The sequence below is a fragment of the Nocardia sp. NPDC023733 genome (assembly GCF_040639775.1).
Classification (GTDB): domain Bacteria; phylum Actinomycetota; class Actinomycetes; order Mycobacteriales; family Mycobacteriaceae; genus Nocardia; species Nocardia rosealba.
In genome coordinates, this window is record NZ_JBFAAN010000001.1 from 1,578,323 (window position 1) to 1,599,261 (window position 20,939).

Annotated in this window: 22 protein-coding genes; 13 read left to right on the forward strand and 9 right to left on the reverse strand. The window is 68.7% G+C overall.

The window, feature by feature from the left end; translation table 11 throughout:
* Positions 1-53: 53 nt before the first annotated feature.
* From AB0F86_RS07295 to AB0F86_RS07305, 3 genes are read left to right on the forward strand one after another with little or no spacing between them, the layout of a single operon-like run.
* Positions 54-398 carry a hypothetical protein gene (locus AB0F86_RS07295; RefSeq protein WP_181695978.1) on the forward strand — a complete coding sequence of 115 codons (345 nt, stop codon included), beginning with the start codon at positions 54-56 and terminating at the stop codon, positions 396-398.
* Positions 399-404: 6 nt separating this feature from the next.
* On the forward strand, positions 405-935 hold the full coding sequence (locus AB0F86_RS07300; protein ID WP_225279939.1) for a hypothetical protein: 531 nt from the start codon (positions 405-407) through the stop codon (positions 933-935).
* A 58-nt stretch (positions 936-993) separates the two neighbouring features.
* The gene (locus tag AB0F86_RS07305) at positions 994-3,033 is read left to right on the forward strand and encodes an MMPL family transporter (RefSeq protein WP_225279938.1); all 2,040 of its coding nucleotides are present in this window, start codon (positions 994-996) and stop codon (positions 3,031-3,033) included.
* Between the two features lie 12 nt (positions 3,034-3,045).
* Here AB0F86_RS07305 and AB0F86_RS07310 read toward each other — a convergent pair whose 3' ends face one another.
* On the reverse strand, positions 3,046-3,834 hold the full coding sequence (locus tag AB0F86_RS07310; protein ID WP_356982695.1) for an oxidoreductase: 789 nt from the start codon (positions 3,832-3,834) through the stop codon (positions 3,046-3,048).
* A gap of 70 nt (positions 3,835-3,904) precedes the next feature.
* Positions 3,905-4,480, reverse strand: coding sequence for a TetR/AcrR family transcriptional regulator (locus AB0F86_RS07315; RefSeq protein ID WP_356982697.1), 576 nt, complete (start codon positions 4,478-4,480; stop codon positions 3,905-3,907).
* 139 nt (positions 4,481-4,619) lie between these two features.
* Here AB0F86_RS07315 and AB0F86_RS07320 point away from each other — a divergent pair, with 139 nt between their 5' ends.
* A complete protein-coding gene (locus AB0F86_RS07320) occupies positions 4,620-5,525 on the forward strand; it encodes a hypothetical protein (RefSeq protein ID WP_356982699.1) in 906 nt (301 codons plus the stop codon).
* Between the two features lie 109 nt (positions 5,526-5,634).
* Here AB0F86_RS07320 and AB0F86_RS07325 read toward each other — a convergent pair whose 3' ends face one another.
* The 4 genes from AB0F86_RS07325 to AB0F86_RS07340 form a co-directional block, all read right to left on the reverse strand.
* Positions 5,635-6,576 carry a heme ABC transporter ATP-binding protein gene (locus AB0F86_RS07325; protein ID WP_356982700.1) on the reverse strand — a complete coding sequence of 314 codons (942 nt, stop codon included), beginning with the start codon at positions 6,574-6,576 and terminating at the stop codon, positions 5,635-5,637.
* Positions 6,573-7,694: an iron ABC transporter permease gene (locus AB0F86_RS07330; RefSeq protein ID WP_356982701.1), complete on the reverse strand. Its 1,122-nt coding sequence runs from the start codon at positions 7,692-7,694 to the stop codon at positions 6,573-6,575. Before AB0F86_RS07330 ends, AB0F86_RS07325 begins: the two co-directional genes overlap by 4 nt.
* Positions 7,695-7,908: 214 nt before the next feature.
* Complete coding sequence (locus AB0F86_RS07335; protein WP_356982702.1) at positions 7,909-8,922, reverse strand: ABC transporter substrate-binding protein; 1,014 nt, start codon at positions 8,920-8,922, stop codon at positions 7,909-7,911.
* A 17-nt stretch (positions 8,923-8,939) separates the two neighbouring features.
* Positions 8,940-9,917, reverse strand: a complete 978-nt coding sequence (locus AB0F86_RS07340) for an aldo/keto reductase (protein WP_181695972.1) — start codon at positions 9,915-9,917, stop codon at positions 8,940-8,942.
* 233 nt (positions 9,918-10,150) lie between these two features.
* Here AB0F86_RS07340 and AB0F86_RS07345 point away from each other — a divergent pair, with 233 nt between their 5' ends.
* The 4 genes from AB0F86_RS07345 to AB0F86_RS07360 are packed head-to-tail and all read left to right on the forward strand — an operon-like array spanning position 10,151 to position 13,270.
* On the forward strand, positions 10,151-11,080 hold the full coding sequence (locus AB0F86_RS07345; protein ID WP_356983752.1) for an undecaprenyl-diphosphate phosphatase: 930 nt from the start codon (positions 10,151-10,153) through the stop codon (positions 11,078-11,080).
* Between the two features lie 32 nt (positions 11,081-11,112).
* Positions 11,113-11,829: a histidine phosphatase family protein gene (locus AB0F86_RS07350; protein WP_067490061.1), complete on the forward strand. Its 717-nt coding sequence runs from the start codon at positions 11,113-11,115 to the stop codon at positions 11,827-11,829.
* Positions 11,830-11,881: 52 nt separating this feature from the next.
* A complete protein-coding gene (locus AB0F86_RS07355) occupies positions 11,882-12,469 on the forward strand; it encodes a DUF3090 domain-containing protein (RefSeq protein WP_356982704.1) in 588 nt (195 codons plus the stop codon).
* 3 nt (positions 12,470-12,472) lie between these two features.
* Entirely contained in the window at positions 12,473-13,270 is a 798-nt protein-coding gene (locus tag AB0F86_RS07360) for an SCO1664 family protein (RefSeq protein ID WP_356982706.1), read from the forward strand.
* Here AB0F86_RS07360 and AB0F86_RS07365 read toward each other — a convergent pair.
* Positions 13,229-14,641: an MFS transporter gene (locus tag AB0F86_RS07365; RefSeq protein WP_356982708.1), complete on the reverse strand. Its 1,413-nt coding sequence runs from the start codon at positions 14,639-14,641 to the stop codon at positions 13,229-13,231. The genes AB0F86_RS07360 and AB0F86_RS07365 overlap by 42 nt on opposite strands.
* 67 nt (positions 14,642-14,708) lie before the next feature.
* On the opposite strand from AB0F86_RS07365, the gene AB0F86_RS07370 reads away from it, so the two are divergent.
* Both AB0F86_RS07370 and AB0F86_RS07375 read left to right on the forward strand, forming a co-directional pair.
* Positions 14,709-15,269: an XRE family transcriptional regulator gene (locus tag AB0F86_RS07370; RefSeq protein WP_356982710.1), complete on the forward strand. Its 561-nt coding sequence runs from the start codon at positions 14,709-14,711 to the stop codon at positions 15,267-15,269.
* 88 nt (positions 15,270-15,357) lie between these two features.
* Positions 15,358-15,612, forward strand: coding sequence for a hypothetical protein (locus AB0F86_RS07375; RefSeq protein ID WP_181695967.1), 255 nt, complete (start codon positions 15,358-15,360; stop codon positions 15,610-15,612).
* 37 nt (positions 15,613-15,649) lie between these two features.
* Here AB0F86_RS07375 and AB0F86_RS07380 read toward each other — a convergent pair whose 3' ends face one another.
* Positions 15,650-16,489 carry an alpha/beta fold hydrolase gene (locus AB0F86_RS07380; protein WP_356982712.1) on the reverse strand — a complete coding sequence of 280 codons (840 nt, stop codon included), beginning with the start codon at positions 16,487-16,489 and terminating at the stop codon, positions 15,650-15,652.
* Entirely contained in the window at positions 16,486-16,908 is a 423-nt protein-coding gene (locus tag AB0F86_RS07385; protein WP_067490050.1) for a helix-turn-helix domain-containing protein, read from the reverse strand. The genes AB0F86_RS07380 and AB0F86_RS07385 overlap by 4 nt, the downstream gene beginning before the upstream one ends.
* A 295-nt stretch (positions 16,909-17,203) precedes the next feature.
* Here AB0F86_RS07385 and mshC point away from each other — a divergent pair, with 295 nt between their 5' ends.
* From mshC to AB0F86_RS07400, 3 genes are all read left to right on the forward strand, one after another.
* Positions 17,204-18,442 carry a cysteine--1-D-myo-inosityl 2-amino-2-deoxy-alpha-D-glucopyranoside ligase gene (gene mshC / locus AB0F86_RS07390; protein WP_356982714.1) on the forward strand — a complete coding sequence of 413 codons (1,239 nt, stop codon included), beginning with the start codon at positions 17,204-17,206 and terminating at the stop codon, positions 18,440-18,442.
* Positions 18,443-18,529: 87 nt separating this feature from the next.
* Positions 18,530-19,354 carry a universal stress protein gene (locus AB0F86_RS07395; RefSeq protein WP_356982716.1) on the forward strand — a complete coding sequence of 275 codons (825 nt, stop codon included), beginning with the start codon at positions 18,530-18,532 and terminating at the stop codon, positions 19,352-19,354.
* Positions 19,355-19,520: 166 nt separating this feature from the next.
* Complete coding sequence (locus AB0F86_RS07400; RefSeq protein WP_181695963.1) at positions 19,521-20,939, forward strand: hypothetical protein; 1,419 nt, start codon at positions 19,521-19,523, stop codon at positions 20,937-20,939.

The window sequence follows — 20,939 nt, forward strand, 5'->3', positions numbered from 1 at the left end:
ACTGTTGACGTGTCGACAACTGATCGCCCCGCACAGCGGCAGGAGAACACACGATGACCGAGCCCACCGCGTCGGGTTTCGGTATCGATGACCTGTCGCTCGGCCCGTTCGCCCACGGTTTCGGCACCACCGACGACGGGCGGCCCTTCGCTTTCCGCACCCGGCGCGCCACCCTGACCGTCCAGATATACCGCCCCGACCTGGGCGAAACCGTGCCCGGTTCCGCCGATGTGGTGGCCCAGGCCAGTGCGCAGGTCACCGATATCGACCTCGACGACGAGCGAAGCGTCGTCGCGTTCGTGCGCGACCTGATCGAGCACGCACAACCCGTGCAGCGGCCCGAAACCAGTGTTCGTGGCATCCTCGGCCGGATCGGTGCCGTCATTGATGGTATGTAGATGGTGATGTCTTCCACACTTTTCGCCAGGGCCGCTGCGGCCACCGCCTGCCTCACGGCCCTTGCCGTCCTCACCGCCTGCGGTGGGACCGACGAGGCCTCGGTCGACGCCGCACGGTCCTCGGCCAACGCCTCCCTGTCCTCCTCGGTCGCGATCTCGTCGAGCAAGGCCAACGTGCCGCTGCCGACCGCCGCCGAACTCGACGCGCAGATCAAACGCGCGCTCGACCCCAACCTGCCCGACGACGAACGCACCGCTCTCATCGAGGACGGCGCCGCGTTCAAGGACGCGATCCCCGACATGTACAAAGCGCTGCGCGACAACCCGCACGCCGTGTACGGGGTCGTGGACCCGGTGTTCGACAACCGCGACGGCACGCTCACCGCGACCATGCGCCTGGACAAGGACGGTTCGGGCACCAATGTCCGCACCACCATCGTGCATTTCGTGCTGATCGACGGGAAGTGGAAGATCTCGCGCACCGACCTGTGCGGCATCCTGCGCTCGGCCGACTACCGCACCGCCGCCTGCGGTTGAGATGCGGGAATCGCGGTCGATGCGGTGGGGGCGTTTCGTCCACCGGCATCGTTTTCTCGTGCTCGGGTTGTTCGTCCTCGCGGTGGCGATCTCCGGGTGGTACGGCCGTGACCTGGCCGGTCGCTACACCCAGGAGGGCTGGTTCGACGAGGACAGTCAATCGGTCGCCGCGTCGAAACTGGCCGACGACACCTTCGGGCGCGACACCGACGGCGATCTCATCGTCATCTACACCGCCCCGGCCGGCGCCACCGTCGACGATCCGGCGGTGCGCGGCCCGGTCCTGGCCGCCCTCGACGGTTTACGTGCCGAGCACGGCGAGCGCATCCACAAGATCGACAGCTACTGGGACAGCCCGTTCTCGGCGAACGCCTCCGACCCCACCAAACAGCACGCCTTCGCCAGCATCGGGCTGGCCGGTGGCGGCGGCACGGCCACGGTCAACAACTACCTGGCACTCAAACCGCACCTGAACGCCGGTGTGCCCGGCGGCGGACCCGGCGGGACGACGGTGCAACTGGCCGGGTTGCAGCCGGTGGTCGAGGGCATCAACATCGGGATGCAGCACGACATCCGGCGCGCGGAGATCATCGCGTTGCCGATCGTGGCGATCCTGCTGTACTTCGTGTTCGGCGGGGTGATCGGTGCGTTGCTTCCGGTGCTGATCGGTGGGCTCACCATCCTCGGCACCTCGGGGATCCTGCGGGTGCTCACCGACCACATCGAGGTGAATGTGTTCGCCAGCGCCGTGATGACGCTGGTCAGCCTCGGTCTGGCGATCGACTACGGGCTGTTCACGGTGACAAGGTTCCGCGAGGAGCTCGCCGCCGGGCGCAGCGTGGAGGAAGCGACCGCGCGCACCGTGGCGACCGCGGGCCGCACGGTGCAGTTCTCGGCCGGGATCATCGCGCTCAGCCTCGGTGCGCTGTTCATCTTCCCCAACGGGGTGCTGCGCTCGGTGCCCTACGGTGGCATCTCGGCGGTGATGCTGGCGGCGGTGCTGTCGGTGACCGCACTGCCCGCCGCCTTGAGTATCGCGGGGCGGCGCATCGACTGGCTCGGGTGGAAACGGTTCTCCCGGACCAAGACCGAGGCCCAGATCGATGCCGGGTTCTTCTCCCGGCTGGCGACCTGGGCGATGCGCAGGCCGTGGGCGGTGGTGATCCCCATCGTGCTCGGACTGCTGGCGCTGAGTATTCCGTTGCGCCACATCGAGTTCGGTGGGATCAGCGAGAAGTATCTGGCCGCCGACAATCCGGCGCGAGTGGCGCAGGAGGATTTCGACCGGCTGTTCCCCGGTTTCCGCACCGAACCGTTGAAGCTCGTCGTGGTCGGTGCCTCCCCGCAGCAGCTCGGTGACATCCGGTTCGAGGCCAATCAGATTCCCGGGTTGACCGGTCGGTTCGAGCCGGCCGCGCCCACGAAGAACGACGTGAACGTGCTCTCGGCCGGGCTCGGTGACAAACGCGACGCCGACCGGGTGATCGACTCCTTGCGTGCCCTGCCCGCACCACCCGGTGTCGAGATCATGGTCGCGGGCATTCCGGCGCTGGAACGCGACAGCATCAACGGGTTGATCGACGGGCTGCCCCTGCTGTTGGCGATCCTCGTCGCCGCCGCCCTGGCCTTGATGATCGTGGCGTTCCGGTCGGTGATCCTCGCGGTGAAGGCCGTGGCGATGAGCGCGCTCAGCCTGGTGTCCACATTGGGTGTGCTGACCTGGATCTTCGTAGAAGGGCACGGGGCGGGGGTCTTCCAGTTCACGCCGGGACCGTTGATGTTCGCTGTGGTCGCGTTGATCGTGACGGTCATCTTCGGGTTGTCCACCGACTACGAGGTGTTCCTGCTGTCGCGCATCGCGGAGAAACGTGCCTCCGGTGCCGACGCCACCGAGTCGATCCGCTACGGCGTCGCCCACACCGGCGGGGTCATCACCTCCGCCGCCGCCATCCTCATCGTCGTGACCGGTGCGTTCGGATTCTCCGATCTCGTGCTGATGAAGTACATCGCCTACGGCATGATCGTGGCGCTCATCATCGACGCCACGATCATCCGCATGGTGCTCACCCCCGCGCTGCTCAAGATCATCTGGCGGTGAGGCGGCCGGGATTCAGGCCGTTTTGACGACGCCGCCGTCGATCACGATCTCACCGCCCACGATGTTGGCGGCCTTGGCCGAGGCGAGAAAGGCGATCAGGGCGGCGACCTCCTGCGGTTCGGTGATCCGGCCGGTGGTGATGCCGAACCGGCCGGGCAACGACGCCAGCAGATCGGCATGCGAAACGCCCTGGGCCGCGGCGATCGTCGCGGCGAAGTGGTCGTCGGCGAGCCACACCCGGGTGCCGACCGGGCCCGGGGACACCGTGTTGACGCGTACGCCGCGGGGACCGAATTCTTCGCTGAGCCGCTTGCCGAACGAGGTGAGGGCGGCCTTGGACTCACCGTAGCCGGCGGGTCCGCTCGCGGGCAGGCGCGCGCTGATCGAGGAGACATTCACGATCGCCCCGCGTCGCTCGAGGAGGCTTGGCAGGGCCGCACGGGTGGCCCGGACCGCGCTGAACAGGTTGAGGTCGAGGTAGCGCTGCCAGTGCTCGTCGGTGCTGTCGAGGAACCCGCCGAGCGCGAGCCTGTCGACGTCGCCGCCACCCACATTGTTGACCAGGATGTCGATGCCGCCGAGATGGTCGAGCGCGGTATCGATGACCGTGCGCACACCTTCGCTCGTACTCAGGTCGGCGGAAACCGTTGCGGCGGCGACTTTCTCGAGTTCGGGGGTGATGGTGCGGGCGGCGCCGACGACGCGGACGCCCTCGGCGGCGAACAGTTCGGCGACAGCCAGGCCGATGCCGCGCGAGGCGCCGGTCACGACTGCGGTTTTGCCGGTGAGGTCGAGGTCCATGATGAGCCTTTCTTGAACTACAGGTCAAAAATTAGGGCATGCGAAAAGAGGTGGAGAGGGAACGGGCAGATCAGAGGATGGTCAGGGCCGCGTCGATGACGCGATAGAGTGCGGACGCGTCGTTGGTCTTGGACATGATGCGTAGGCCGGTGTTGGTGGTGAACAGCAGGGCCGCAACGGTTTTCGCATCGACGGACGGATCGACATCACCGTCGCGGCGACCCTGTTCGATGCGGGCGGCCAGGACGGCGACGATGCGCTCCTCGATGGCGCGCAGAGCCGTGGTGACCGCGGTGTCGCGGTCTCCGAATTCGGCGGCGCTGTTCACCGCGAGGCAACCGCGCCGGGTCGGTGTCGAGAAATCCAGGTCGACCCCCGCACGCAGGTACTCGCGCAGGCAGTCGCGCGTACTGCCCGGCCCGGCCATACACTCCTCGGCCAGGGCCACGCCGAGCCGTCCGTACCGTTCGAGGGCCCGATCGAACAGGGCGCGTTTACTGCCGAAAGCGTTGTACAGGCTGCCTTTACCGATGCCGGTTGCGTCGGCGAGCTGGGCGGGGGAGGTGTTGAGGTAGCCGTAGGTCCAGAACTGGTCGAGCGCACGGTCCACGACCGTCTCGGTGTCGAAGTTGCGGGGCCTGGCCACGATTCGACAATAAGCGTTCTGTACTTCCAGGTCAATAATCTGTGAGCGGTGGCCTGCCCGCGAAAGAGCCTGTGGTGCACGCTGTTCCCTGTCACACTGAGGTATGGGCCGCGCGGTACACGTGAGCACACTCGGTGAAATGATCCACACCCGGCGCGACGACGTCCTCGGCAGCAGGATCAGGGCAAACGCTCAACTGCAGTGCGTGGCCGAGCCCGATTTCGGATTTCGACCGCCCCTCCTCGCGAAGGCCACCGACAGCGATCACCACCGTTGGCTTTCGGCGACCGAGGAACTGGTGGCCACGATCCAGGCACTGCAGGGCAGGGCCGAGCAGATCAGCGCGCACCTGCGCCCGCCGCTGCGTCGCTCCGCGTTGTCGCGACAGTGGTGGCACATCCGATACGCGCGGCGAAACCGCACGCTGCGGGACAACTACGAAGCGGAGGCCGACGAACTGTGCGCGCAGTTCGATCGCGCACTGGCGGTGTACAAGGAAAGAGCCGGCGACCTGCCCGGGTTCCTGGTCGAGTACAGCACCCAGCAAAGGCAACGCGCGGAGCAGGAGTGGAAACGACAGAAGGAGGAGGCTGATCGCGAGGAAGCGCGAGCCCGTACGCGGCGCGCCACGGCCTTGGAAGCCGCCGCCGGACCGCAATGGGCCTATTACCTCAACGACTACCGAGGCTCGCGCAGTTTCTGGATCTACCTGTCCAGCTTGGACGATCCACGAGGGGACAACAGTGGGCTGACGGTGACCGAGGTCCATGCGGCGCTGGTCGCCGAGCGCGCGCGATACCCGCACACCTGGGTGATGTGGGGCACCGAAACCAAGCGGGCACTGGAGGAGAAGTATCAAAGCGAGAGCGCCGGCTGGGAGGCGTTGACCGGGGAGTCGATCGACCCGCATCCGGTCGATCCGAACGGGCGTGGTCGGCCGTCGGGATACCGCGGCCCCTCCACCACCTACGGCGGTGAGACGGGCGGCGGTTACTCCGGTGACACGGGCGGCAGTTACTCCGGTTGTGGCGGCGGGTTTCGCTGAATCCCGCCCCTAGGGCGTGCGGCTGCCCAGTAAGGCGGTCCGCCGGCCGGGGGTTCGAGCAGGCCCCAGCTCATGAGACGACCAGCGGGACCGGCGTCGACGTGGCGGGTCAGGGCTTTCGGTGGTGGGTGCGGTCCGGTAGGACCAGTTGCAGGCCGGTGGCGGGGTGGTCGAAGACGTCGACCGGGTGTCGGTAGATCTTGGTCAGCAGGTCCCGAGTGAGGACTTCGCGGGGTGGGCCGTCGGCGGCAACCCGACCCTCGTCGAGAACGGTGACGCGGTCGGCGTAGGCCGCGGCCACCCCTAGATCGTGCACGACCACGACCACCGCCGCACCCTCGGCGGCACGGTCGGCGGCGAGCCGCAGGACGGCTTCCTGGTGGCCGATGTCGAGGGCGGCGGTGGGTTCGTCCAGGAGCAGGGTCGCGGTGTCCTGGGCGAGGACCCGGGCCAGGGCGACGCGGGCGCGTTCACCTCCGGACAGGGCGGGGAAGGTGCGGGCGGCGAGGTGGGTGACGTCGGTGGCGGCCAGGGCGGCGGTGATCAGTTCGTCGTCGCGATCGGCGGCGGGGGTGTGCAGCCACGGTGCGCGCCCCATGGCGACCACCTCGCGGGCCGTGAACGGGAAGCCGACGGTGTGTGATTGAGGCAGGACCGCGCGGCGGCGGGCCATGTCGGCGTGGGTCCAGTGCGACAGGGCGTGGCCTTCGAGTTTCACTGTGCCCGAGGTGGGTTCCAGCTCACCGGCCAGGGCGGCGAGCAGGCTCGACTTGCCCGCGCCGTTCGGTCCGACCAGCGCGACGATCTCACCGGCGGCCACCCGGAAGTCGACGTCCTCCAAAACCGTGCGCTCGCCACGGCGCACGGTGAGACCCGTCGCCCGCAACGTGACGGTGCCCGGTTCCGGGCGGGCGGGGACATCGGGAGTACGGGCGAACAGCGACCGCCACGACGTCGTCTTCCGCCGCTGAACCGGGCTGCTCGCCGCCGTGCTGCTCGCGGCCGTTCGGTCGAGTACCGGCCGCGAAGCGGACCGGCCCGGTGTGCTCATCCCCAACCTCCAGCCTTGGCCCTGGTGCGGCGCAGCAGCCAGAAGAAGAACGGGCCGCCGATCAGTGAGGTCAGCATGCCGAGGGGCAGGTCGGCATTGCGGACCAGGGTGCGCGCGGCGACGTCGGCACCCAGCAACACCACCGCCCCGACGACGGCGCTGAGGGGCACGAGCACCCGGTGCCCCGGGCCGACGAGCATTCGCACCACATGCGGCACGATCAAGCCGACGAACAGGATGATGCCGCTGAACGCCACACCCGCGGCGGTGAGCACGGCGACCACCACGATCACCTGCCTGCGCAGCCGCTCCACGTCGACACCGAGGTGACGGGCCGCGGAATCCCCCAGCGCCAGCAGATCCAGGCGCGGCGCGATGAGCACGGCGGCCAGGATTCCGCTCGCGGCGAGGGTGGCGACGACGGCGACCGACGGCCAGGTGGCGCCGTTGAGACTGCCCAGCTGCCAGAACACGATCTGATCCCGGGCGGCGGGAGTGGCGACGAACAGCAGCAGCGCGATGAGACCACCGGCGAACGCGTTGATCGCGACACCGGTGAGGATCAACGTCACCACCTCGGTGCGCCCACCCGAGCGCGACAGCACATAGACCAGCGCCGTCGTGACGAGCCCGGCGACGAACGCGGCCGCCGCGATCGACCAGGCGGCGACGAACGCGCCGCCGATCACGATCACCGTGCCCGCACCGACAGCCGCACCGGCGGACACTCCGATCACGCCCGGTTCGGCCAGGGGATTGGCGAACACGCCCTGCAACAATGCACCCGCTGTCGCGAGGGCCGCCCCGACCAGGATGGCCAGCACCACGCGGGGGAAACGCACCTCCCACAGCGTCACCTCGCCGGCCGGGTGCGCGGGCATCGGCCCGAAATCCAGTCCGATCCGGTGCGCGACGCTGCCAACCACCTCCGCGGCGGTCGTCGGCACCTGCCCGAGCACCGCCGACACGACGGCCAGAATCACCAGCGCGGCCAGTGCGACCGCGAATACCACCGTCACCCGGGCAGTTCGGTGTCGCGGATGCGGCAGCGGGTCAGGCGTCGCATCGGTGATCCGCGCCGGATCGGCGGACTTGATCAGCCCCGGGGCGTCACTCATGCGACGTCTCGGTGCTCGTCGCGGGAAGGCTCAGTCGTCATCGGGCGACGACGCCGACCTGGCTGTCGAGTGCGAGAGCTATCGCCCCCGCCCGGCGCTTCGCGTGTAACCGGCGCCAGACGTTCGAACTCCGGGCATCGCCGGCTGCGCCGAACGACCGGGTCAACCGGCTGGAGGACACGCGCCCGGCAGGTCACTCCTGCTGCTCGCGCAGTCATGACGTCTTCCCGTAGATGGCGTCGGACAGTGCCGAGATCACCCGGCCGGTGTTGGGACCGAAGCTCAGCACCACCGCGTCGGACATGTCGACCACGCGCCGGTCACGCCCGGCAGGCGTCTGGGCGATGCCGGGCACCTTCACCAAACCGTCGACCCCGCCCACCGATTTCAGGCCGTCCGTCATCACCAGCAGCACATCGGGCGACGCGGCGATCATCGCCTCGCTGGTGATCGCGGTGAACGGTTCGCTCAGCCCGGCCGAGGTCCCCGCATCGACCCCGCCCACCGCGGTGATCAGCGAATCGGCACCGGAACCCGGGCCGGCCATCATGGTGATCGCGGCGCTGCGCAGGTAAAGGAACGCGATCTTGGGTTTCGGGTCGGCGGCGGGCACGCGGGCGGTGGCGGCGGCGATCTCGTCGCGGGTGCGCTGTCCCAGCGCGCGGCCCGCGTCGGGAACTCCGAGGGCGGTCGCGACGGCCTCGATCTGCGGGACGACGCCGTCCATGCTGCGGTCGGGGTCGAAGTACACGACCTTCACACCGGCGGCGCGCAGCTGGTCGCGCACGGCGGGCGCGGCGCTGGTGGTGTCGGTGAGGAACACCGACGGGCGAAGGGCGAGCACCGCTTCGACACTGAGGCTGCCGTTGCCGCCCGCCACGTTCGGCACGTCGGCGACGGCGGGGAACGAGGCGGAGGTGCTTCGCCCGACGAGGTTGTCGCCGAGACCCAGGGCCCAGACAATTTGGGCGAGCGTGCCGTACCGGTCGACGGCGATGATGCGTGAGGCGTCGGTGACCGTCACCTCGGTGCCGTCGAAGGAGCGTGCGGTCGCGGGCATCTTCGGCGTGGGTGCGGGTCCGATCGGGACGGGGTCGAGGTCCGCGAACTCGGCGGTCACCGGCCCACCGGATCGTGCAGTCGATGCAGGATTGCTTCCGGTGCAGGCGACGGCGCCGGTGAGGACCGTCGCCGCCAACATCGCCGTCAGCACACCACGCAGTTTCATGCAGGTAAGGCTAGCCATCATTCCGAACGGGCGCTCACATCGTCGAGGGCGGCCGCGATCGCCCGCGGCAATTCCAGGGTTTCGGCGGCAAGCACGCCCGTGAGCTGACCGATATCGCGCGCACCGACGATCATGCTCGCGATACCCGGCCGGTCCCGGATCCAGGCCAGCGCCACCGCCAGCGGCGAAGTACCGAGCCCGTCGGCGGCGGTGACCAGCGCGTCGACCACCCGGGTCGCGCGGTCGTCGTCGAGGCGGCGGCGGATCTCGGCGGCCGTCGACTCGTCGGCACCGCGTGAATCGGCGGGCACACCGTCGCTGTATTTGCCGGTGAGGATGCCGCCGGCAAGCGGCGCCGAAGCGATGATCCCCACCCCGTGATGGCGTGCGGCCGGAATCACATCGTTCTCGGGGCCGCGCGCCAGCAGCGAATACGGTGTCTGCGCGGCCGTGACCGGGCCGATCGCGGCCAGGCTCGCCAGCTGCCAGGCACTGAGGCCACGCACGCCCGCGTACCTGGCCCGTCCGGTGGCGATCACCGTTTCGAGGGTGGCCGCGACCTCCTCGAGGGGGGTGTAGGGGTCCCAGGCGGCGATGCTGAAGATGTCGAGATGGTCGGTACCCAGGTCGGTGAGGGTGCGATCGAGCTGGCGCAGCAAGGTTCGCCGGGACGCGTCGACGACGGGACCCACCGCGGCCGGTGCGGGCACCGTGTCACCCACTCCGGCACCCGGCTTGTGGGTCACCACCCCCGCACACCCGCTGAGCACCACGTCCTCGCGCGAGACCACCTCACCGAGCAACCCGGCCAGGATCTGATGCGCGGCGCCGTCGCCGTAGACGGGGGAGAGGTCGATCAGTGTTCCCCCGGCATCGGCGAAAGCCGCCAGCTGCACCGAGGCCTCCTCGGCGTCGGTATGGGTGCCCCAGGTGTGGGTAGCCAACCCGATCCGCGACACCCGCAGTCCGCTTCGTCCCACCGTTCGCTGTTCCATCACCGCGCCCGTGCTTTCGTCACGGCGCCCAGCCTAATGCGCGGTGTTGCCGTCACCGCCGCGCCGACCCGGTGCGAGTCGGGTTCACCGGTGGGCCGAAGACACCGATCCGGCCCGACGGGTAGGGTCGCTGCGGGATCGCGGGCCCACACGGCCGGGCGAGCAAGCAAAAGCCCAGGAGGACGCGATCTTTCGGGCGCGAGAAGTGGTAGGAGGATGTGGTGGGCGAGTCGATGACCTGGTTCCAGGCATTGGTACTCGGACTGGTGCAGGGGCTCACGGAGTTCCTGCCGATCTCCTCCTCCGGACACTTGCGCATCGTCTCGGGTGTGTTCTTCGGTGACGATGCGGGTGCGTCGTTCACCGCCGTCACCCAGCTCGGCACCGAGGCCGCGGTCCTGGTGTATTTCGCCAAGGACATCTGGCGCATCCTCATCGCCTGGTTCACCACCCTCGGCATGCGCTGGCGTGAACGCTCCCAGCGTGCGGTGGCCGTCGGTGACCGGGTGACGACGAAGCTGCCGGTGATGGACCGCAGTGCCCGCGAAGCCCACGAACGCGACACCCAGCGCGAGCTGGACTACCGCGTCGGCTGGTACGTCATCATCGCGACCATCCCGATCGGTGTACTGGGGTTCCTGTTCAAGGACGAGATCCGCACCGGGGCCCGCAACCTGTGGCTGGTGTCGTTCATGCTGGTGGCGTTCGCGCTGGTGATCGCCGCCGGTGAGTACTACGGCAAGAAGGCCCGTCCGATCGAACAGCTCACCACCCGCGACGGCATCATCATGGGCCTGGCCCAGTGCCTTGCCCTGATCCCGGGGGTGTCGCGTTCCGGCGCCACCTCGACCGCGGGCCTGTTCCTGGGCCTGAAACGGGAAGCGGCGGTGCGGTTCTCTTTCCTGCTCGCCATTCCCGCCGTCACCGCGTCGGGCCTGTTCAGCCTGCCCGACGCCTTCGAACCGGCCGGTGAAGGCCTCAACGCCAGCGGCCCGCAACTGCTGGTCGCGACCATCCTCGCCTTCGTCGTCGGCTATGCCTCGGTGGCGTGGCTGCTCAAGTTCGTCGGCAAGCATTCCTTCTACTGGTTCGTCGGCTACCGGATCATCCTCGGCCTGACGGTGATGGGCCTGCTCGCCGCGGGTGTCGTCTCCGCCACCTGAGCGCGCGGCCCGCTGATGGTTAGGCTGGTCCCATGACGGTGATCCTGCTCCGGCACGGAGTGTCCACCTCCAACACCGCGCGCACCCTTGCCGGGCGCGCACCCGGTGTGGAGCTCACCGAGCGTGGCACCGAACAGGCCGCCGCGGTCGCCGACCGGCTCGCCACCCTGCCGATCGAACACATCGCCAGCTCACCGCTGCTGCGCTGTCAGCGCACCGTCGCCCCGCTGGCCGACAAACTCGGTCTCGAACCCGAACACGACGAACGGCTCATCGAGGTCGACTACGGCGAATGGACCGGGCGCCCGATCGCCGAACTGCTCACCGAACCGTTGTGGAAAGTGGTGCAGGGGCACGCTTCCGGTGCTGTGTTCCCCGGTGGCGAAGGTCTGGCCCAGGTGCAGCAGCGGGCGGTGGCCGCGATCCGCGACACCGAACGCCGGCTCGCCGACAAGGCCGGTCGCGATGTGCTGTGGGTGGCGTGCGCGCACGGCGATGTCATCAAGTCGATCCTGGCCGACGCGCTCGGTCTGCACCTGGACAGTTTTCAGCGGATCGCGGTGGAACCGGCCTCGATCAGTGTGGTCCGGTACAGCCCGCACGGTCCGTCGGTGTGGAAGTTCAACGACACCGGCGCCGACCTGTCGGCCCTGTCCGCGGGTACACCACCGCCACCGCTGCCCGGCGGGGAAGTACCCGGGACAGCGAGTGCGGATAATGGGAATGTGAGACACCGCGATTCTCCTTGAACCAGGAGGTTGTTCGTGAGTGTCGTTGAGGGTCACGTATCAGGAGGTGCATGTGTCACGCGCAATCCATGTATTCCGCACCCCCGATCGTTTCGTCGCCGGGACCGTGGGCGAGCCGGGCGATCGTTCGTTCTACCTGCAGGCCGTGCAGGAACCGCGCGTGGTCAGCGTGCTGCTGGAAAAGCAGCAGGTGAAGGTGCTCGCCGACCGGATGGGGTTGCTGCTCGACGAGGTGGCGCGCCGTTTCGGGGCCGAGGTACCGCCCGAAGGTGATGACGTCACCGATGTGGCGCCGCTGACGACTCCCATCGACACCGAATTCCGGGTCGGCACCATGGGTCTGGGCTGGGACGCCGACGCGAACGCCGTGGTGGTGGAACTGCTGGCGATCACCGAGACCGAGGTCGACGAATCGGTGGTGCTCGACGACACCGACGAGGGTCCCGACGCGGTGCGCGTGTTCCTCACCCCGATGCAGGCGCGCGAGTTCGCGTTGCGCTCCACCCGGGTGATCGCGGCCGGACGCCCACCGTGCCCGCTGTGCGGGGAACCGCTGTCGGCGCGCGGGCACATGTGTGTGCGCACCAACGGCTACAAGCGCGGCGAGATCTTCGGTGCGGCCGAACTCGACGAGGAGTGAGACGTGTCCGGCATCACCGACGGTGAGCTCGAGATCATCGGACGGGTCGGCGTCGCCAGCAACCTGACGCTGGTGTGCGAGATCGCCGCACCCGAACCCGATGGTGCGCCGCTGCGGGTGGTGTACAAGCCGGTGCGCGGCGAACGACCGCTGTGGGACTTCCCCGACGGCACCCTCGCCGGGCGCGAGGTGGCCTCGTACCTGATCTCCGAACAGCTGGGATGGGGTGTCATCCCGGAAACGGTGTTGCGCGACGGTCCGTTCGGGCCTGGCATGGTGCAGCGGTGGGTGACCTCGGTCGACAACCGCACCGACGCACGCCAGCGCCTGGACCTGGTCGATCTGTGTTCACCGGGCACGGTGCCCGACGGGTTCTGCGAGGTGCTGCGCGCCCTGGACGACACCGGCAACGAGATCTCGCTCGTGCACGCCGACGATCCACGCCTGCAACGCATGGCGGTGCTCGACCTGCTGCTCAACAACGCCGACCGCAAAGGTGGGCACGCGCTGGAAGGTGTCGACGGCCAGGTCTACGGCGTCGATCACGGCATCTGCCTGCACAGCGAACCGAAACTGCGCACGGTGCTGTGGGGGTGGGCCGGTCAGCCCATCGACGAGGCATTGATCGCCGATGTCACCGCGTTCGCCACGAATCTGACCGGCCCGATAGCGGATTCGCTCGCCGAGCACATCACCGACGCCGAGATCACCGCACTGACCGAACGCACCAAAGCCCTGCTGGAACGCCCGGTCATGCCCCTACCGAATTCGGCCCGCCCGATCCCCTGGCCCGCGTTCTGAGGGTGCGAACCCGGCCGCGACCATGACGAGCAGCCCGCAGCCCCCGACCAGAACCCAACCGGGCCGCGCGTGCTGAGCCAGTTCCGTCTGCGCGGCGCCGCCGATGAACCCGCCTGCCACGGCGACGCCGAGAGCGGCACCGAATTGACGTGCGGTGGAGGTGATTCCGCCTGCGACACCGGCGCGGTCGGCGGGCAACCCGCTCACGGCGGTGGTGGTGATGGGCGGGTTGGCGAAGCCGAATCCGATTCCGACCAGCAGCAATGCGGTGAGCAACAGGGGGATCGGGCGGTGTTCGCCGACCGCGACGAACAGCAGCACACCACCGAGCGCGGTGAATCCGCCCGCGAGCTGTAGCGGCAACCGCGCACCGTGGCGGCTCACGAGCACTCCCGAGAGTGGGGCGAACACGATCGCGGGTACCGCCAGTGGCAGCATCACCGCACCGGCCGCCGCCGGTGACATCCCGCGCGCGTCCTGCAGATACAGCGTCGTCAGCAACAAGGTGGCGCCGAGGGCGACGAACACCGCGACCGCGCTGAGAACAGCGGCGGTGAACGGTGCCCGCCGGAACAAACCCGGATCGATCAACGGTTCGGGCCGGCGACCTTCGAGCCGGACGAACGCGACCATCGCCGCGCACACCACCGCCGATGCGATTACCGTCGCGGGCGAAGCCCAGCCGAGCCGCGGACCCTCGAGAAGCACACCGACAGACCCGCCGACCACGATCACCAGCAGCGCCTGTCCGCGACCGTCGAGCCGCCGCACCCGCGCGGCTTCCGACTCCGGAACCACCAGCGCCGTCAGCACGAGCACCATCGCGATCACCGGCAGATTCACCCAGAACACCCCACGCCATCCCAGGCTCTGTACCAGCGCACCGCCGACGACCGGCCCCGCCGCCATCGCCACTCCGAAGACCGCCGCCCACACGCCGATCGCGCGAGCCCGCTGCGCCGGGTCGGTGAACACCCCGACGACGATCGCCAACGCCACCGGGCTCAACATCGCCGCGCCCGCACCTTGCGCGATCCGCGCGGCGAGCAGCACGCCGAGCGTCGGGGCCGCCGCGCACAGTATCGATGACGTGCCGAACAGCACCAGCCCCACCCGGAACACCCGTCGCCGCCCGACCCGGTCGGCGACGGCGCCGGCCGAGATCAGCAGGCTGGCCATCACCAAGGTGTAGGCGTCGACGATCCAGGCGATGCCGCGGACTCCGGTGCGCAGGTCGCGGCCGATGGACGGCAGGGCGGCGTTGACGATGGTGGTGTCAAGCCCCACCAGGAACAGGCCCGTGCTGCACACGGCCAGCACCGCCCATCGTCGTCTCGCGCCGAGGGCGTGGTCTTTCGCTGTGTCGATCATGGCGAGAATCGTCGAGGCGAGGCCGAGCGAACCGGTAGAGATTTTGCGAAGACCGCAAAATGGTGGGGTGGACGACGCCCAGATCATCGACGAGATCGGACCGCGCCTGCTGGCATTGCGCCGCGGCCGCGGCCTGACCCTGCACGAGTTGTCGGCCGAGACGGGGATCTCGGTGAGCGCCCTGTCGCGGCTGGAAACCGGCAAGCGACGCCCTACCCTGGATCTGCTGCTGCCGTTGGCGCGGGCGCATCGGGTCTCGCTCGACCAGTTGATCGCCGCACCGGCCACCGGCGACCCGCGCGTGCATCTCACGCCGCGACGCAGCCGCAACGGCAGTGTGGTCGTGCCGCTGACCGAGTACCCGGGACGCATGCAGGTCTTCAAACAGGTCCTCGGCCCGAACAAGCCGCGCCTGGTCACCCACGCCGGGTACGAATGGCTGTATGTGCTGGCCGGTGACCTGAGGTTGATCCTCGGCGAGGAAGAACTCGTGCTCCGTGCGGGCGAGGTCGCCGAGTTCGACACCGACCGACCGCACTGGTTCGGGCCCGCCGACGATCGAACCGTCGAGATCCTGCACATGTTCGGTCCGCAGGGCGGGAAAGCGCGGGTGCGCACGCCCTCCTGACCGGCACGGATTTTCCTGGGTGGACGACGGCGCCGGTGCTAGTGTGCTCCAAGCACTTTCGCTGTCCCCGCATCATCAGAGGAACACCATGTCGACTCGTTCGATCGTTACCGGATCCGCCGCCGCGCTGCTGCTCGGCGCCGTCGTCGCCGCGCCCGCCCAGGCCTTCCCCGCCGGCTGGTGGGAGAACAAGACCTTCGTGTGCACCGCCACCGACCGCGCGGGCGCCCCGCTGCCCGATGTCACCGTGCAGGCCCCCGACCAGGTCGGTGCCTCGTTCTACGCGCTGCCGCAGTTCGGTGAGAACGTCGACAACCTGAATGTGCAGTGCTACGAGCAGTGAGCTGAACCCCGGACCGCCGCACGTCGGGGAGCGGCGGTCACCGGGAGCGCAGGAACCGGCTGATCCGTTCCGCCTGGCCGAGTACCGCGTGTCCTACATCGGGCAGCACCTGCACCTCGCCCTCGGTGAGCAGCCGGGCACGACGTGCGGTGCCCGCCGAGTCGAACAGGGCGTCACGCTCGCCGACGATCACCAGCACCGGAATGTCCACCGCCCGCAACCGCGCCTCGGAGAACCTCGGTAAGTTGCCCGAGCGGGCCGAGAAGTGGCTGAAGACCAGTTCCACGTCGTCGAGGATCGCCTCCGCCGCCGGACCGGTGAGGCCCAGCCCGGTTCGCGCCATGTCGCGCACACTGTGGCGACCGAGCAACCGTAGACCCACGGCTTTCACCAGCCACCCGTAGCGATGCCTGCCAAGGCCGCCGGGGCACAGCAGCGCCAGCGCCTCGACCCGGCCCGGCTTGCGGGTCACGTAGTCCAGTGCGGTCCAGCCACCCAGAGACATCCCGGTCATCGACACCGTGTCCAGCCCCAGCCCGTCGAGGACCTCGTCGAGCCAGTTCGCACAGGCGGCGGTGTCCAGCGCCAGCCTGGTGGGCGCGCTGAAACCGGGCTCGCCGGGCAGGTCGACCGCGTACACCCGGAAGTGGGCCGCCCACTCGGTGATATCGCCGCGCCAGGCGCTCGTATTGGATCCGGAACCGTGCAGCAGCACCAGTGGCGGCGCGTCGGCCGGTCCGCAGTCCAGCACGAACGTCTCACCCGCGGCGGTCGGGACGAGCCGCTGCTCCCACGGCACCGGCCAGGTCGCCAGATGTTCGCGGTAGCGCTCGGCGATGCGGTCGCGGCCGTGCTCGGAGGTGTAGATGGTGCTCATGGGGCGAGGACTCCGTCCAGGTAGTCGAGCAGGCGTGCGGTGTCGGCGAGTCCGCCGAGCAGGATCACTTTGAGGCGTCCGCGTGCGGGGTCGTAGCTGGTTTCGACCCGCAGGGCCCGTCCGCCGGGACCCCGTGTCGCGGCGGTGGCGGTGAGCAGGGTTGCGACCCGGTCGACGGTGGCGCGGTCGATGTCGTCGATCTCGACGATGCAGGAGGCCTCCGCGTGCCCGGCGGTTGCTGGTTTCGGTGCGCTGATCGGGAGGCCGGTGAAGGTCTCGAGGTCGTCGTGGGTGATGCGGTACTGCTTGCCGATGCGGGCGGCGGGCAGTTTGCCGTCGCGCACATATCCGCGCACGGTGCGCACATGCAGTCCGAGCAATTCCGCGACCTGTTCCACCGAATAGAAACCTTCTGGCATGAAACAACCGTATAGGAACGTTCGAATAGGTGCAATTAGGTAATGATAGGGAGTAGGCCCGAAGCGGGTCGATGACGGCAGCTACCGTTCGCGGGCTCGGCGCTCGCCACCGCGGCACGACCGCCCACCGCACAGGCGAACCCCCCGCGGCCTGGGAATCCTCGTGAGCACAACCCTTGACAGTGCCGGTCGAACACGTTTGTGTGCAGGTTGCGGGCCGCGCCGAATCCGGCCGGGCAACCGGGTCGACCGGGCCGCGAGGCGAGCACTTCGGCCGGGCCTCTACCCTCGAATCATGCAGTCCTGGTCCGATAACGCCCTTCCGACCGTCCCCGGAGCAGGGCCGCCGTTGCGGTTGTACGACACCGCCGACCGCCAGGTCCGCCCGGTCACCCCCGGCGCGACCGCGAAGATGTATGTCTGCGGAATCACCCCATACGACGCCACCCACCTCGGCCACGCCGCGACCTATTTGACCTTCGACCTGGTCAACCGGTTGTGGCGCGACGCCGGGCACGACGTGCACTACGTGCAGAACGTCACCGACGTCGACGACCCGCTGTTCGAACGCGCCGCCCGCGACGGCATCGACTGGCGCGACCTCGGCAGCTCCGAGATCGATCTGTTCCGTGAGGACATGTCCGCCCTTCGGGTGGTGCCGCCGCGTCAGTACATCGGCGCCATCGAATCGGTCGAAGAGGTCGTCGAGGTGGTGCAGAAGTTGCTGGCCTCCGGCGCCGCCTACATCGTCGACGACGCCGAACATCCCGACATCTACTTCCGCGCCGACGCCACCGAACAGTTCGGCTACGAGTCGGGCTACGACCGCGCCACCATGGAGAAGTTCTTCGCCGAACGCGGCGGCGACCCCGACCGTCCCGGCAAGCGCGACACCATCGACGCCCTGCTGTGGCGGGCCGAACGCCCCGGCGAACCGTCGTGGCCCGCACCGTTCGGCGCCGGGCGCCCCGGCTGGCACATCGAGTGTGCGGCGATCGCGCTCAACCGCATCGGCACCGAATTCGACGTCCAGGGCGGCGGCTCGGACCTGATCTACCCCCATCACGAGTACTCCGCCGCGCACGCCGAAGCGATCACCGGCACCCGCCGTTTCGCCCGCCACTACGTGCACGCCGGGCTGATCGGGCTCGACGGCGAGAAGATGTCGAAGTCCAAGGGCAACCTGGTGCTCGTCTCGAAACTGCGCCGCTCCGGAGTCGACCCCGCCGCGATCCGCCTCGGCCTGTTCGCCGGGCACTACCGGCAGGACCGCATGTGGACCGACGCGGTCCTCGGCCAGGCCCAGGCGCGCCTCGCCCGCTGGCGTGAAGCGGTATCGCTCGGCTCGGGACCGTCGGCGACCGACACCGTCGCCCGCCTGCGTCAGCACCTGGCCGACGACCTCGACACCCCCAAAGCCCTTGTCGCGGTGGATAACTGGGCCGAGCAGGCGATCGCCTACGGTGGCACCGATACCGACGCGCCGGCCCTGGTGCGCAACGCCGTCGACGGGCTCCTCGGTATCGCCCTCTGACCCGGCGCAGGCATTTGCGGCAGGATTGCCGGAGCGTGCGGTGTTTATACTGTGGCGAACCGCCGTCGTCGGATCGGAGAGGGTCCCATGGACCGCTACCAGCGCATCGTGGTGGGAACCGACGGGTCGGAGGCCGCGCAACTGGCGGTCACCGTCGCCGGTGAGGTCGCGCTTCGGCTCGGGGTCCCGATCACCGCGCTGACCGTCTGGAAGGAAAAGGCGCGCAAGTCCGCCCTCGATCCCGAATCGGCCGTGCGGATCAGCGCCGCCGCCGTCGCCGCGCTCGTCGAGGCGGGCCTGTCCGAGGTGACGGCCCTGGATATGCCGGGGACACCGAGCGCGGCCCTGCTCGAGGTCGGTGCGCAGGACCCGGGCACGCTACTGGTGATCGGGGCGCGTGGTCTCGGCCGCTCCAAGGACCGGCTCACCAGTTCCACCGCCAACCACGTCTCCCACCACAGCCCCACCGACGTCCTGTTCACCCACAAGGTGCCCAAGCGCTGGACCACCGTCGGCCTGGCCACCGACGGCTCACCCAGTTCGATGCTCGCCGTGCGCCGCGGCTACGACCTGGCCCTGGAACTCGGTGCGCGCCCGTTCCTGGTGACCGCCACGAAGACCGACGCCGACGGCGCGGAAACCCTGGCCCAGGTGCACGCGGCCCTGAGCCTCGACGATCCCGAACTGCTCGGCCACGACGTGCTCACCGGCGTGCCGCCCGCCGAAGCGCTGTGCAACGCCGCCTGGAAATACGACCTCATGGTCATCGGCAACCGGGGGATGAGCGGGCCCGCGCGGCTGCTCGGATCGGTCGCCAACAAGGTCACCCACGACATCGACACCAACCTGCTGCTGGTCGCCACCACCCATGGGTCCGACGATCCCGACCCGGAGCCGGACCCGCCGCGTTAGCCTGGAATACGTACCTGCGCGAGGTCGAAAGCACGCCGGGCCCGGACATGATCGCAGGTTTGCTCCGATATTGCGGGTAAGTGCCGAACTTGCCCGGAACCTCCCGATCTGTCCCCTAAGATGACCGAAACGCGCGATGTTCGGAACACGACGGAGTGGACGCCGGATGAATGCTGAGATCGAGGCGGCGGGCTTCTTCGGCCTGCTGAACTGGGAAGAGATGACCGGACTCAGCAAGTTCTGGGTCGACATGATCAGCATTCCGATCTTCAGCGCCATCGCGGGTCTGATCACCAACTGGACCGGCGTCATCATGCTGTTCGCGCCGGTGCGATTCACCGGTTTCTATGTGCCGGGCCTCAAAACGCTGTTCCCGTTGTTGCCGCGCAAGGTCCAGATCCTGCCGACCTTCGCGCCGGGCGGCATTCTCGGCTTCCAGGGGTTCATCCCGGCGCGCGCGGAGAAGATGGCAAGCCTGATGGTCGACAACGCCGTCGCCAAGATCGGCACGGCCAAGGACTTCTTCGACCAGATGGACCCGCGCAAGATCTCCGCCCAGGTCGCACACGTGGCGTTACCGAATGTGCGCTCGATGGTCGATTCGATCATGACCACCGAACACCCGCAGCTGTGGGCGGATATGCCGCCGCGCGCGCGTGAGGCGATCTACGCGCGGGTCGAAGCCGAACTGCCCGCGATCACCGACCGCGCCTTCGACTTCATCGGTGCCAATATCGACCAGCTGCTCGATGTGAAGCTGATGGTCGTCGGGTATCTGCGCCGCCGCCCGGAACTGCTCAAGGACGTGATCTACGGGCTCGGTGCTCCCGAACTGCGGTTCATGACGCGCAGTGGGGTGCTGGGTTTCCCGTTCGGTGTGGTCGTAGCACTGTGGTTGTCGTTGCTGCACTACAGCTCCCCGCACGGTGACACGCCCGCGATGATCGAACTGCCCGGCTGGTTGCACACCCTGGTGCATCTGTTTCCTGCATGGCTGGTCGTGGTGCTCGGCGGCGCCGTGGTGGGTGTGCTGGTCAACATCATCGCCATCAAGGTGGTGTTCGAACCGGCGAACCCGCAGCCGAGATACAAATACCCGTGGGGTGTCGCGAAATTCGCCAAACGCCAGTATCAGGCGGCGGCCGACCTCGGGCACGCGATCGGGTACCAGATCGTCACCCTCGACGTGGTCACCGAACAACTGCTCGACGGGCCGAGCGGTGACAAGACCCGCGCGGTGATCGCCCACTTCCTGCAGCTCGAGATCGACCGCATCCTCGGCCCGCTGCGGTCGGTGACCCGATTGGCCGTCGGCCCACGCCATTTCGACGCCATCCAGGCCACCGCGGGCGCGAGCCTGGCCACCGAGATGAAGCCCTGGCTGGTCGAGGACGTGGAGTTCTCCCAGTCGACAGCGGCCAGCGTCGACGAGCTCGCCACCGAGAAGCTGCGCGAACTACCGCCCGAGGAATTCGTCGAAATGCTGTACACCGCCATCGAACAGGACGCCTGGCTGCTGTATCTGCACGGCGGCATCCTGGGCGCCCTCGTCGGTGGCGTGCACCTACTGGTCTTCGGAGCGTGA